Origin of the sequence: Streptomyces sp. NBC_00464, assembly GCF_036013915.1 — a bacterium.
Classification (GTDB): Bacteria; Actinomycetota; Actinomycetes; order Streptomycetales; family Streptomycetaceae; genus Streptomyces.
Genome location: NZ_CP107899.1, coordinates 4,984,780 through 4,997,504 on the forward strand (window position 1 = coordinate 4,984,780; position 12,725 = coordinate 4,997,504).

Annotated in this window: 11 protein-coding genes; 6 read left to right on the forward strand and 5 right to left on the reverse strand. The window is 71.9% G+C overall.

The window, feature by feature from the left end; translation table 11 throughout:
• Positions 1-28: 28 nt before the first annotated feature.
• Positions 29-718: a DUF1707 SHOCT-like domain-containing protein gene (locus tag OG912_RS22430; protein WP_327713509.1), complete on the forward strand. Its 690-nt coding sequence runs from the start codon at positions 29-31 to the stop codon at positions 716-718.
• 50 nt (positions 719-768) lie between these two features.
• Here the strand turns inward: OG912_RS22430 and OG912_RS22435 are convergent, their stop codons facing one another.
• Positions 769-2,010 (reverse strand): SGNH/GDSL hydrolase family protein, encoded by a 1,242-nt coding sequence (locus tag OG912_RS22435; protein ID WP_327710964.1) that lies wholly within the window; start codon positions 2,008-2,010, stop codon positions 769-771.
• A gap of 156 nt (positions 2,011-2,166) precedes the next feature.
• Here OG912_RS22435 and OG912_RS22440 point away from each other — a divergent pair, with 156 nt between their 5' ends.
• Positions 2,167-3,555 (forward strand): DUF445 domain-containing protein, encoded by a 1,389-nt coding sequence (locus OG912_RS22440; protein ID WP_443061006.1) that lies wholly within the window; start codon positions 2,167-2,169, stop codon positions 3,553-3,555.
• A gap of 155 nt (positions 3,556-3,710) precedes the next feature.
• On the opposite strand, the gene OG912_RS22445 is transcribed toward OG912_RS22440, so the two are convergent.
• A complete protein-coding gene (locus OG912_RS22445) occupies positions 3,711-4,013 on the reverse strand; it encodes a hypothetical protein (protein WP_327710966.1) in 303 nt (100 codons plus the stop codon).
• 190 nt (positions 4,014-4,203) lie between these two features.
• Between OG912_RS22445 and OG912_RS22450 the strand changes: the two genes are divergently transcribed.
• Complete coding sequence (locus OG912_RS22450) at positions 4,204-5,715, forward strand: MFS transporter (RefSeq protein WP_327710967.1); 1,512 nt, start codon at positions 4,204-4,206, stop codon at positions 5,713-5,715.
• On the forward strand, positions 5,712-6,290 hold the full coding sequence (locus OG912_RS22455) for a TetR/AcrR family transcriptional regulator (protein ID WP_327710968.1): 579 nt from the start codon (positions 5,712-5,714) through the stop codon (positions 6,288-6,290). The genes OG912_RS22450 and OG912_RS22455 overlap by 4 nt, the downstream gene beginning before the upstream one ends.
• Before the next feature lie 344 nt (positions 6,291-6,634).
• On the opposite strand, the gene OG912_RS22460 is transcribed toward OG912_RS22455, so the two are convergent.
• Complete coding sequence (locus OG912_RS22460) at positions 6,635-8,539, reverse strand: serine/threonine-protein kinase (protein ID WP_327710969.1); 1,905 nt, start codon at positions 8,537-8,539, stop codon at positions 6,635-6,637.
• Positions 8,540-9,030: 491 nt separating this feature from the next.
• Here OG912_RS22460 and OG912_RS22465 point away from each other — a divergent pair, with 491 nt between their 5' ends.
• Positions 9,031-9,654, forward strand: coding sequence for a dihydrofolate reductase family protein (locus OG912_RS22465; protein WP_327710970.1), 624 nt, complete (start codon positions 9,031-9,033; stop codon positions 9,652-9,654).
• A gap of 87 nt (positions 9,655-9,741) precedes the next feature.
• Here OG912_RS22465 and OG912_RS22470 read toward each other — a convergent pair whose 3' ends face one another.
• Positions 9,742-11,412: a cellulase family glycosylhydrolase gene (locus OG912_RS22470; protein WP_326736390.1), complete on the reverse strand. Its 1,671-nt coding sequence runs from the start codon at positions 11,410-11,412 to the stop codon at positions 9,742-9,744.
• Positions 11,413-11,567: 155 nt separating this feature from the next.
• Between OG912_RS22470 and OG912_RS22475 the strand changes: the two genes are divergently transcribed.
• The gene (locus tag OG912_RS22475) at positions 11,568-11,726 is read left to right on the forward strand and encodes a hypothetical protein (protein ID WP_327710971.1); all 159 of its coding nucleotides are present in this window, start codon (positions 11,568-11,570) and stop codon (positions 11,724-11,726) included.
• A gap of 58 nt (positions 11,727-11,784) precedes the next feature.
• Here OG912_RS22475 and OG912_RS22480 read toward each other — a convergent pair whose 3' ends face one another.
• Positions 11,785-12,720 carry an NADP-dependent oxidoreductase gene (locus OG912_RS22480; protein WP_327710972.1) on the reverse strand — a complete coding sequence of 312 codons (936 nt, stop codon included), beginning with the start codon at positions 12,718-12,720 and terminating at the stop codon, positions 11,785-11,787.
• Positions 12,721-12,725: the final 5 nt, after the last annotated feature.

Consider the following 12,725-nt stretch of genomic DNA (forward strand, 5'->3'; position numbering starts at 1 on the left):
GCACGGTATGACAAGCGAACTTCCGGATATGCGCGCCTCCGATACCGAACGTGAACGGATCGCCGAGATTCTGCGTGAGGCGATGGCCGAGGGGCGGCTGGAGATGGAGGAGTTCGAGACCCGTCTCGACGCCGCCTACAAGGCCCGCACGCATGGTGAGCTGGAACCGCTCGTCCGCGATCTGCCGGGCCCCGGGGCCGCGGTGGCGCCGGTGGCCGGGGGGCAGCCGCGGACGGGTTCGATGGCCCGTTGGTCGGAGCGCGTCGGGAAGCCGGCGACGTCCGGCGGCGGCTTCGCGCTCTGGGGCGGGTTCCGGCGTCAGGGGAACTGGACCATCGGCCGGGTGTTCACAGCGTTCGCGATGTGGGGCGGTGGCCGCATCGATCTGCGTGAGGCGAATTTCGAGACCCCCGAGGTGGTCATCCGCTGCTTCACGATCATGGGTGGCATTCATGTGACGGTTCCCCCGGACCTGAACGTGGACGTCCGTGGCATCGGCATCATGGGCGGCTTCCGGGAACGCTCGAAGGACGCCGGGATCCCCGCGCCGGATGCTCCCCGGGTGCGGATCACCGGCTTCGCGCTGATGGGCGGGGTCGGTGTGGAGCACAAGCGGAGCAGGGCGGAGAAGCAGCGCCTGCGGGATGCGGAGACGCAGCGCCTGCGGGATGCGCAGACGCGGCGTCCGCGGCTGGAGAAGGGCGACGACGGCCGGTAGGGCGGGGCGATTTCGGCAGCCCTGCCGGTGAACCCCGCCGCCCCTCCCCGTTACAGCGCGTCCGACGAGGGCCGGGTCCGCAGCAGTTCGGCCACGTCGGGCAGGGAGCCCAGGCGCTGGTAGCCGGCGTTGTTCAGGTGGACGTGGTCGCCGGAGTCGTAGGCGGGCAGCAGCCGGTCCGGGTGCGAGGGGTCGCGTACCGCGCTCTCGAAGTCGAGGACCTCGTCGAAGATCCCGCCGGCCCGGATCGTCGCGTTGACCTGGCCGTGTACGACGTTCTGGGCGGGGGTCCAGTCGCGGTAGCCCTTGTACGGCATCAGGGTCGTGCCGATGACCCGCAGTCCGCGGGCGTGCGCACGCTCGGTCAGGGTGCGCAGGGCGTCCGTGATCCGTGCGGGGCTCGTCTCCCGGGGAAGGGCCTGGATGTCGTTGATGCCGAGGGCGATGACGACGGTCTTCGCCCCGGTGATGCTCAGGACGTCGCGATCGAAGCGGTCGAGGGCGCGCTGCCCGATCCCGTTGAGCAGGAGGCGGTTGCCGCCGATGCCCTGGTTGACCACCGCGTACCGGCCGTGCAGCCGGTCGGCGAGGACGTCGGGCCAGCGGTGGTTCGTGTCGGTGGTGGAGCCGCTGCCCGCGGTGAGCGAGTCGCCGAATGCCACGAGGGTCCCGGTGGCGTTCTCGGCCCGCACGTCGACGGCGGTGAGGTAGCGCCAGTCCGTGGTGCGCCGCACGCCCTGCGGTTCATCGGTGAAGGACGTCTGGTGGCTGTTGGGGTGGACGGTGACCGGGCCCCGGGCCTTGGGGGTGCGCAGGGTGACGACGAGATCGGAGTCGGCGGCGACCGGGACGACGACGGGGTCGCTGATGATCTGCCCGCCGGCGGCGACCGTCGCGGAGGCTGCCCCGCGGAACGTGACCGGGAGGGCGTTCACGGTGACGCGGTCGATGAGCAGCGGATGCGTACCGAAGAGGTTGGACAGGGTGACGCGGGCCGCGTCGCCGCCGATGCTGGTGTGCACGACGTTACGGATGGTGCGCAGGGCCGGGTCTGTGCCCCGGTCCTGGTCGATCGCCCCGTTCACGGGGGCCGCCGCCCAGGTGGCGAGCCAGTGGCCGGTGGAGTGGGCCCGTGCGGCGGGGGTCCTGGCCACGCCCTGCGGGCCGGAGGCGGCGACCGTCTTCGGCGGCCCGGAGAACAGCAGGGAGCCCGCGAACGCCACGACGGCGGCGAGCGCGGCGGTGCCCGCCATGAGGGCTATGAAGAGGGCGTACTCGCGGCGCCTGGGCATGGACGGTGTGTCTCCTTGTTCGTTTGTGGGTCTGAACCATGATGCGGCAGGGCTCGGGGAACTCGACATGCGGCCCGGGAGTAGGTCAGGCAGGACGCGTTGAGGACAATGCGTACGGGGCGCCGGGGACGACGGGTACGCGGACGGGTGGAGCGGATGGAACGGATCGAAGGCACGGCCGAGGACGCGGTGGCCGGAGCGGCGGACACCGGCACGGGCGCGGGCGGTCCGGGGGAGGGGCCGGGGCGGCGGGCGGGTCCCCGTCCGTCGGCGTCCCTCGCCTCGTTCGCGTACACCGCGGCGGACGAGGAGAAGCGTCGTGGCGTACGCCGTATGAAGACCACGGCCACCGGCCTCCTTCTGCTGGTCGCGCTGGTGTACGTCCTCGCCACCTGGGCGAAGAACGAGGGTGTGGGCGGCTGGCCGGGCTTCGTCGCAGCGGCCGCCGAGGCGGGCATGGTGGGTGCGCTGGCAGACTGGTTCGCCGTCACGGCCCTCTTCAAGCGTCCGCTCGGACTGCTGATTCCGCACACCGCCATCATTCCCACGAAGAAGGACCAGCTGGGGGCCTCACTCGGTTCCTTCGTCGGCGAGAACTTTCTGTCGGGCGGCGTCGTCCGCGACCGGATCCACTCGCTCTCCATCGGTGGCCGGCTGGGTGCCTGGCTCGCGGAGCCGGAGCACGCGGACCGGGTCACGGCCGAGCTGTCGACCGCGTTGCGGGGTGCGCTGACCGTGCTTCGGGATGCGGATGTGCAGGCAGTGGTCGGTGAGGCGATCACCCGGCGGGCGAACGCGGCGGAGGTCGGTCCCGGCCTCGGGAAGATGCTGGAGAAGGTCGTCGCGGACGGCGGCCACCGCAAGGTGGTGGACCTGATCTGTGTGCGGGCGCACGACTGGCTGGTGGAGCACAACGACTCGGTGATGGACGCGGTGCAGGGCGGTGCGCCGGGCTGGACCCCGCGGTTCGTCGACAAGCGGGTGGGCGAGCGTGTCTACAAGGAACTGCTGCGGTTCATCACGGAGATGCGCGACATGCCGGGGCATCCGGCGCGCGGCTCGATTGACACGTTCCTCACGGACTTCGCGGCGGATCTCCAGACGGATTCGGAGACCAGGGCCCGGGTGGAGCGGCTGAAGTCGGAGATCCTGGGCCGCGGCGAGGTCCAGGACGTCATCGCCTCGGCCTGGTCGTCCGTGCGCACGATGGTGATCGCGGCGGCGGAGGACGAGCGGAGCGAGCTGCGGCTGCGGGCCCGTGCCTCACTGATGGCGCTGGGCGCCAGGCTGGCGACGGACGGGCGGCTCCAGGCGAAGCTGGAGGGCTGGGTGGAGGACGCGGCGGTGTATGTCGTGACGACGTACCGGGCGGAGATCACCTCGCTGATCAGCGACACGGTGGCCGGCTGGGACGCGGACCAGACGTCGAAGAAGATCGAGGCCCACATCGGCCGTGACCTGCAGTTCATCCGGATCAACGGCACGGTGGTGGGTGCGCTGGCGGGGCTGGTGATCTATTCGGTGTCGCGGGCGTTCGGGGCCTGACGACGGCCGGATCAAGCCCGTCGAGGGGGTCGCCCCCCCATGCCCTTCAGGCCATGGGGGAGATTGAGGACAACGGCCCCCCGGCATGGACCCGGGCTCGCCTGTACCGCCCCGCCCCGCCCGGGCCCCGCCGCGCCCTCCTTGGAGGGCCCCGCTCAGGCGGCGCGACGCGTGACGGCCCACGACGTGGCGGCCACCGTGCCCGCCACGGTGAACACCGCGGGCCAGGCGCCGACCTTCTTCGCCAGCGGGTGCGATCCCGCGAAGGCGGCCACATAGGCGGTGGTCAGGGCGACGGCGGCGCGCGGCCCGGCCTGCCGGTTCCACTCGTACGCCGCGACGCCGCCCGCCGCCGCGAGGGCGACCCCGCCCAGCGGACGCTTCCTGGTCCACCGTGCGACGGCGTAGCCGCCGACCAGTCCGCCCGCCGCCACCGCCGCTGCCGGAACCTTCGCCATCGCAGCCACCTCAGCCTTCTCGTAGATCGTCGCCGTACGCGCGGCGCACCCGCCCGTACCGGCTCTCGGCTCCGAGGCTAACGCGGCGTTCCGGCATTGCGTCGGCGAGGGGGTGCACAAGCGTTTACCCTGGGGGTGAACAGATGTGCACCCCTATGCCTTCCGGCAGCCGAGCACCGTACGGAGACACATGCCCGCGGACATACCGGTCCCAGCCGCCCCCGTGACCCCCGACGTCCGGGCCCCGCACCCCCGCTTCGCCGTCGGCGTGCTGGCCTTCTGCGGGGTCGTCGTCGCCGTCATGCAGACGATCGTCGTACCGCTGCTCCCGCACATCCCCGAACTGACCGGCGCCACGCCGACCGCCGCGAGCTGGCTGGTGACCGTCACCTTGCTCACCGGCGCGGTCTTCACCCCGGTCCTCGGCCGGGTCGGCGACATGTACGGCAAACGCCGGGTGCTGGTGGCCTCGCTCGGGGTGCTGGTCGTGGGCTCGGTGCTGTGCGCGGTCAGCTCCCACATCGGGGTACTGATCACCGGCCGCGCCCTGCAGGGCGCCGCGATCGCCGTCGTACCGCTGGGCATCAGCATCCTGCGCGACGAACTGCCGCCCGAGCGGGTCCTGTCCGCCGTCGCGCTGATGAGCTCGACGCTCGGGATCGGCGCGGCCATCGGCCTGCCCGTCGCAGCCCTCGTCGTGGAGAACTTCGACTGGCACACCATGTTCTGGGTCTCCGGCGTGATCGGCCTCATCGACATCGCGCTGGTGCTGCGCTGCGTACCGGAATCCCCGCTGCGCAGCCGCGGCCGTTTCGACGCGGTCGGTGCGCTGGGCCTGACCGCCGCGCTCGTCTGCCTGCTGCTCGCCGTCACCCAGGGCGCCGACTGGGGCTGGGGCTCGGTCCGCACGGTCGGCCTGCTCGCGACGGCCGTGGTCGTGGCCCTGTTCTGGGGTGCGTACGAGCTGCGCGTGCAGACGCCCATGGTCGACCTGAGGGTCTCGGCGCGTCCGGCCGTCCTGCTCACGAACATCGCCGCGCTGCTGATCGGCTTCGCGTTCTACGCGAACTCGCTGGTCACCGCCCAGATGGTGCAGGAGCCGAAGGCCACGGGTTACGGGCTCGGCGCCTCGCTCGTCGTCAGCGGACTGTGCCTGCTGCCGGGCGGGGTGGCGATGGTGGCGCTGTCGCCCGTCTCGGCCCGGATATCCGCCAAGCACGGCCCGAAGGTCAGCCTCGCGCTCGCCGCCGGGATCATCGCAGTCGGCTACGGGGTGCGGTACTTCACCAGCCACAGCCTGTGGCTGATCATCGCGGGCGCCACGGTCGTCGCCTCGGGCACGGCCATCGCGTACTCGGCCCTGCCCGCCCTCGTGATGCGCGGAGTCCCGGTCAGTGAGACCGGCGCGGCCAACGGTCTGAACACCCTCATGCGGTCGATCGGACAGGCCTTCTGCAGCGCGACGGTCGCCGCCGTCCTGGCCGGAATCACCTTCCGGGCGGGCGGCAGGACCGCCCCGACGCTCCACGCGTACCAGCTGGTCTTCGTCATCGCGGCGGGCGCGGCACTCGCGGCCCTGGCCGTCACGCTGTTCCTGCCGGGCCGGAAGCCGGCCGGGGCGGGTACGGTCGAGGAGAGCCGCAAGGCACCGGACACCCGCAAGGAGGGTGTGCGGACGGCAGAACTCCAGGAGGGCGCATGACCGGCGGCCAGGCCATCGCGACGGCCCCCGTCCCCGCGGAGGCGGGCAGTGGCCGGGACGCGATCCTGCGCGCCGCACGACGGGCGTTCACCCAGCGCCCGTACGCCGAGGTGACGATCCGCAAGATCGCCGCGGACGCCGGCGTGAGCCCGTCCCTCGTGGTCAAGCACTTCGGCCGCAAGGAAGAACTCTTCAACACCGTCGCCGACTTCGGCCCGGCGGCCGCGGAACTCTTCGACGCCCCGCTCGACGCCCTGGGCCGCCACATGGTCATCACGGTGGTGACGCACCGCCGCGAGCTCAAGTCCGACCCGCTCCTGCGCGTCGTGTTCTCCCTCGGCAACCAGGACGAACGCTCCCTTCTCCGCGACCGCTTCCACGAACAGGTCACCGACGCCCTGACCGCCCGGCTCCCCGGCCGCGACCGCGCCCTGCGCGCCGAACTCCTGGCCGGCCTCCTCCTTGGCCTGGGCGCGACGCTCGGCCTCCACCGCGAGGGCGCGGGGGCGGCCGCGACGCCGGAGCGCATCGCGGATCTCTACGCGCCCGCGTTGCAGCGGCTGATCACGGGGTGAGGCTTCCGGGGGCGGTGCCCCCGGGGGTTCGGGGATCGTCGATGTCGACGGCGAGATCGAACTCGGCGGTCGAGCGGAACGTAGCGACGTATCCCCCTCCCACAGCCGTTCGATCGTGGTCATTTCTTTTTGCGCTTTCCGTTGCGCACGTGCTGCGGCCTTTCGTTCAGTCCGTTCGGGGGGACCGGGGCCACCACCCCGGTTCACCGTGTGGCCCGGCCGGCTCCCGGCCCCTGAGAGTTCACGGACCGGGAGCGGAACGTACGCGGAGCGGTCATTGTGTCCGTCATGAACGGCGGCGGGCCCGGCTGCCCGGAATCCGCCCCCGCCCCGCAGGCGCCGCGTCAGCCCTTGGCGTTGGGCCAGACGGTCACGTCCACCGTGATGTACGTGCTGGGTGAGTCGTCGGGAGAGTGGCCCTGGTAGGTCAGCAGTGCCATGTGCCCGGACCCCGTGGTGATGCAGACCTGACGGTCCTTGCCGAGCTGGTTCACGTAGATGCTGCCGGTGAACCGGGTCTCGGCGCGGCAGACGGCGAGCGACCCTTCCTGGCCCGGATCGAGCCGCACCAGGGTCCCGTCGGTCCCGGCGTCGAGGTGTCCGCCGGTGCTGTAGTAGATCAGCTCGGATTCCGCGTCCTCACCGTCCCTCGGCTTGAGCTCGTCGTCCTCGAGCGTCAGGTTGTAGCCGGAGGTCAGGTTGATGCCCGTGAACACCTTGGGCTCGGGGTCCGGCCTGGTGGAAGGCGCTGGATCCGCCGTGGTGCCCGCGCCCGGGTCCTCCCCTTCCCCCTCGGCATCGGCGCTCGGTGACGAATCGGCCTGCTGCGGGGTGCTGCCGCCCTTGGGGGAATCGCTGCTCTGCGACGACTTGCCGTCGTCCTTGAGCATGACGTACGCCGTCCCGCCGCCGGCGATGCCGACGATGAGCGCCACCGCGATGGCGATGGCGGCGACCCGGCCGCCGCGGCGCTTCGGGGGCTGGGGCGCAGCAGGCCCCTGGGGCGGCAGGTGTCCGGGTTGCGTCTGGGACTGCGCCGGGTACGCGTTCGGGAACGGGGCCGGGGTGTGCGCCTGCGACGGCGGATACGGCTCCGTGGCCTGCCCCTGGACCGGATACGCGGCCTGCGGGTACGGGGTCTGGGGAACGGGCGTCTGCGGGGCCGGGCTCTGCGGAGCCTGCGGCGACTGGCCGGGCGGCGGAGTGACCGGCGGTCCGAACCCCGGTGGCGGGGTGCTCGGGGCCGCCGGAGACGTGGGCGAATAGCCGACCGACGGAGCGACGGCCGGGGCGGCGGCCGGAGGCGGCGGGGTCTGGACCGGGGCCGGCGCGGCCGCCCGTACGGTGATGTCGGCGGCCACCGGGCTCGGCAGCCAGTCCTCGGGGCGACGCAGCACCGTCTCCGCGTTCGCGGTCTGGCACAGCGCGATGACCTCGGCGACCGAGGGCCTGGCCTCCGCGTCCTTGGCCAGACAGCGGCTGACGAGCTCCATCAGCCGTTCCGGTACGCCGGTCAGGTCCGGCTCCTCGTGGACGATCCGGTAGAGCACTCCGTGCGAGGTCCCCTCACCGAAGGCCGGCGACCCCGTGGCCGCGTACGCCGCGACCTGGCCGAGCGCGAAGATGTCGGTGGCCGGAGTGACCCGGCGCCCCGCGGCCTGCTCGGGGGCCATGAACGACGGCGTGCCGATGGTGACGCCGCTGCCGGTGAGCGAGGTCGCGTCGGCCGCGTACGCGATACCGAAGTCGATGACGCGCGGCCCGTCGGCCGCGAGCAGCACGTTCGACGGCTTGAGGTCGCGGTGCACGATGCCCGCCCCGTGGATGACGTGCAGCGCCTCCGCCATGCCGGCGATCAGCAGCAGCACGGCCTCGACCGGCAGCGCCCCGTGTGCGATGACCGCGTCGGCGAGGGAGGGCCCCGGCACGTACGCGGTGGCGAGCCACGGCTGCGCACCGTTGGTGTCGGCGTCGATGACAGGCGCGGTGAACAGCCCCTGCACGCGCTGTGCGGACTGCACCTCCTGCGTGAACCGCCGCCGGAATTCCGGATCCTCGCCGAACTCGGGCCGGATCACCTTGATGGCGACGGGCCGGCCGCCGGGCGTGTACGACAGATACACCTTGCCCATACCGCCCGCACCGAGCTTGGCGGCGAGACGGTATCCGGCGATGGTGACCGGGTCGTCGCCCGACAGTGGCTGGAAGACCTGGGAGGCGCTGCCCCGGTGTGGCTGCTGACCGCTCATGAACTCGTAACTCCCCCGAAGAACGCTGTTGTCGACAGGGCACCCTATCCAAATCCGGGCGTGCAGCCGCCGTTCGCGTTGCGCGAGCTTTCCTGATCTCAGGCAGCCTCGGACAACCTCAGGTCAGCCTCAGGGGACTTGAGGAGCTCTCGGAGATGTTCGACGTGCGCCTGAATGTCGCGGGTGAGGGGCGGCGGTTCGGCGGGGGGCGGAGCCGGAGGGGGGCCCGGCACGGACGGCAGAGGCCGTCGACGAGTGCTCCGGTGGGCCCGGGTGAGCGGCATTCGGTGCACTCCACCATTGGGCAGCGTCGAATCCCGGTTCTCGGTTCTCGGATCTTGGATCTCGGGGTTCGAGTTCCGGGCCCCGCGTATCAGGTATCGCGCGGAAGGTGCCGTTCCCGTTGCGCGGAGTGAACGCCTCAATGATCATGACCCGACGGCCGCAGACACAGACGCAGCGGCGGCCGGTCAACGGACGGAAGGCCCTTCGTGCGCAAGCTCGTGTACTACATCGCTTCCAGCCTCGACGGCTTCATTGCCGGGCCGGACGGCGCCGACCCCACCGGACCGGACGGATTCTGGCCGATCCCGGAGGACTACGTCGGGCACCTGATCGCCGAGTACCCGGAAACCCTCCCCGGCCCGGCGCGCGCCGCGCTTTCGATCACGGCGGAGGGCACGCACTTCGACACGGTCGTCGAGGGGCGCCGCTCGTACGAGATCGGCCTCAAGGCCGGCGTCACCGACGCCTACCCGCACCTGCGGCACCTCGTGTTCTCCCGCACGCTGGGCGAGAGCCCCGACTCCGCCGTGGAGGTCGTCGCCACCGATCCGGTCGCGCGGGTGCGGGCGTTGAAGGAGGAGGACGGCAAGGACATCTGGCTGGTCGGCGGCGGCGAGCTGGCCGGTTCCCTGTACTCCGAGATCGACACACTCATCGTCAAGCTCAGCCCGATGACCATCGGTGCGGGCATTCCGCTCTTCTCCCACAAGGCCACGTTCGACCCGACCGCCTGGACGCTGACGGATCACACCGTCCTCGGCAGCGGGGCGGCGTTCCTCACGTACGAGCGCGCCACGACCAGCGTGGGGCTCACGGTCACCGACGACTGACCGGCCGGCGGAGGCGATGGCCCCACCGGCCGGCATCGCATCGCCACGACGTCACGACGTCACGGCATTACGCAGCCGAGCTCCGATTCACGCGGCGGCGCAGGTGGCGCCGCTGAGGGTGAACGCGGCCGGGGCCGCGTTCGTACCGCTCTGGCTGCCGGTGAAGCCGACGGTGACCGAGCCGTTCGCGGCGATCGTGGAGGTGTACGACGCGGGGGCGACGCTCACCGAACCGCCGGTCTGCGTGGGGGTTCCGCCCCACATGTTGGTGACGGTCTGGCCGTTGGCGAAGGCGAAGCCCAGCGTCCAGCCGTCGATGGTGGTGGTGCCGGTGTTGCGGATGGTGATCTCACCCTGGAAGCCGCCCGACCACTGGCCGACGACGCGGTAGCCGACGGAGCAGCCGACGCCCGGCGTGGTGCCGCCCTCGTCGGTGGTGACGCTCGCCGTGGCCGACCGCGCCGAACGGTTTCCTGCCGCGTCGCGCGCGTACACGGCGAACGAGTACGCGGTGTCGGCGGTCAGACCGGTGACGGCGACGGTGTTGGTGGCGGAGGAGGCGACGGCCGTCTCCGTGGTGCCGCTGACGCGGACGACGTCGTAACCGGCTACGGCAACGTTGTCGGACGACGCGGTCCAGGTCAGGGTGGCGGAGGTGTCCGTCACCGCGGAGGCGGCCGGGGCGCCCGGTGCGGTCGGGGCCTCGGTGTCCTCGGAGGTGCCGCCGCCGTAGACGGTGGCCTCGCGGGAGGTCTGGGCGATGCCGTTGGCGCCGTGGAAGATGCGCTCACCCCAGGAGCTGAGCTGCGTGGGGTCGAAGCCGATGGTCAGGTCGAGGATCGGGTCGGTGTTGCCGCTCCAGGACCAGGCGATGTAACCGAGCTTCAGCTGCTCGGCGGTGGCCATCATGGTGTCCTCGTCCGGGTCCCCGTACTGGTCGGCCGGTCCTCCGAACTCACCGATGACCAAGGGCAGTCCGGCATCCACGAAGGCGTTCAGGTAGTCGGTGACCTTCTGCGCGGTGTTGTAGACGCTGTACATGTGGATCGAGAAGATCAGGTTGCCGGTGGTGTCGGCGTCGTAGACGGCCTGGGCGTTGTCCCGCATGACGCCCTGCCAGTCCTGGCCCCAGTTGGGTGCGTCCACCATGATCGTGTGCGCGAACCCGGCGGCGCGCAGCTTCTGGATCGCGGCGGTCGTGGGCGCGGTCCAGCCGGCGGGATCGGTGTTGCCCCAGGGCTCGTTGCCGATGTTGATGATGACGTAGTCCTCCTGGCCGGCGAGGACGTCCTTCAGGCTGATCCAGTAGTCGGCGGCGTGATCGAGCGTGCCGGCGGCGGCGTCCTCCCCGTAACCCGTGGTGTCGTGCACCTCGAGTACGCAGATGAGCCGGTTGGCCTTGCACTGGGCGATGACGGCGGCCACGTCTTCGGGGCTGTTCTTGCTCCAGCGGAAGCCGTCGGAGAGAACGACGCGGACGGTGTTGGCGCCCGTCGCCTTGATGTCGGCCAGCGACTGGGTCTCGCCGGGGTACCAGGTGTGGGCGTGGTTGACCCCGCGCATGACGAAGTCGTTGCCGTTGCCCTCGACCAGTCGGCCGTCGCTGATGTGCAGCCCGGTCGCGGCGGCGGTGGCGGCCTGCGCCGGGGCGAGGCCGCCGAGGGCGAGGAGCCCGAGGACGGTGGCCAGGACGGTCAGGAGGACGGTGACGGGACTCTTGTGCCTTGCGCTTCTCGCTGTGCTCCGTGCTGTTCTCACTGCGGCTCCAGGGGGTGGACGGATCAGGAACTGGGCATCGACAGAGGTTCCTTGGCGTCGTGGGAGCGCTCCCACATTTGTGCGCTCCCATGAAGCCATTCAGTCAGGAGCACGTCAAGAGATCGGACAGGTTCGGATGCGGGGGAGCCGGATCCGTGGTGCCAGCCGTGCAGCGCGACGGGAACCAGATGACCAACACGTACGGGGCCTCCGCCTGGGCCGACACCTGGCGCACGATGCTTGCCCGCTTGCCCGCTTGTCTGCCCGCCGGCCTCACGCCCGCCGGCCTCACGCCCGCCGGCCTGCGCTGCTGAGCGCGGAGGGGCTGAGGGAGTGGCGTGCGGCGCGGCCGGTCCGCACGCCGGCCCGGGTTCAGGGAACGAGGACCAACCGCCCCCGCAGTCCGCCCTCGGCCAGCCGACGATGGGCCCGGCCCGCCTCCTGGAGGGGCATCGTCCCGGCCACACGCAGGGTGAGCTGCCCGGTGCCGGCCAGCGAGGAGAGCCGGCCGAGGGCGGCACTGTCGGCCGCGACCCACTGCTCGTACACGCGGATCCCCCGGAGCGGGAGGGGCGCGGCACCGGCGACGACGGAGACGAAGGCGCCGCGGTTGCGTACGGCTCCGAGCGCGGGCAGTCCGACGACGGCGGCATCCAGGGCGGCGTCCACGCCACCGGGAACCAGGTCGCGTACGGCGTCGGCGAGGTCGGCCGACCGTGGAACGAACCACCGGGCGCCCACACTTCGGACGAACGCCTCGTCCTCCGCCGCGGCACTCGCCACCACCCGCACCCCGCGCAGGGCGGCCAGCTCCACCGCGTACCCGCCCACTGCCCCCGCCGCGCCCGTCACGAGGAGGGTCGCGCCCGGCTCCGGATCGAGTTGGTCCAGGGCCTGGAGGGCGGTGAGGCCGTTCAGGGGCAGGGTCGCCGCCTCGGCGGCGGACAGCCGGTCGGGGGCAGGTGCGACGGCGGCCGCGTCCAGCACGACGAACTCGGCATAGGTGCCCAGCGCGACGTCCAGCCTGTCCCGCACCCCGATCACGCGGTCCCCGGGTGCGAACGCCACCACCCCCGCGCCCACTTCATCGATCAGCCCGGCGGTGTCCCACCCCACGCCGATGACCTCACGCGGCGCCATCAGCCCGGCGGAGACGAGGGCCCCGGAGCGTGTCGCGGCATCAACCGGGTTCACGGCCGCGGCCTCGACACGTACACGCACCTGACCGGCACCGGGCACCGGTACCGGCACCTCCACCACCTCCAGGGCTTCCGGTCCGCCCACTGCTCGCACCACGACCGCGCGCATGCGCG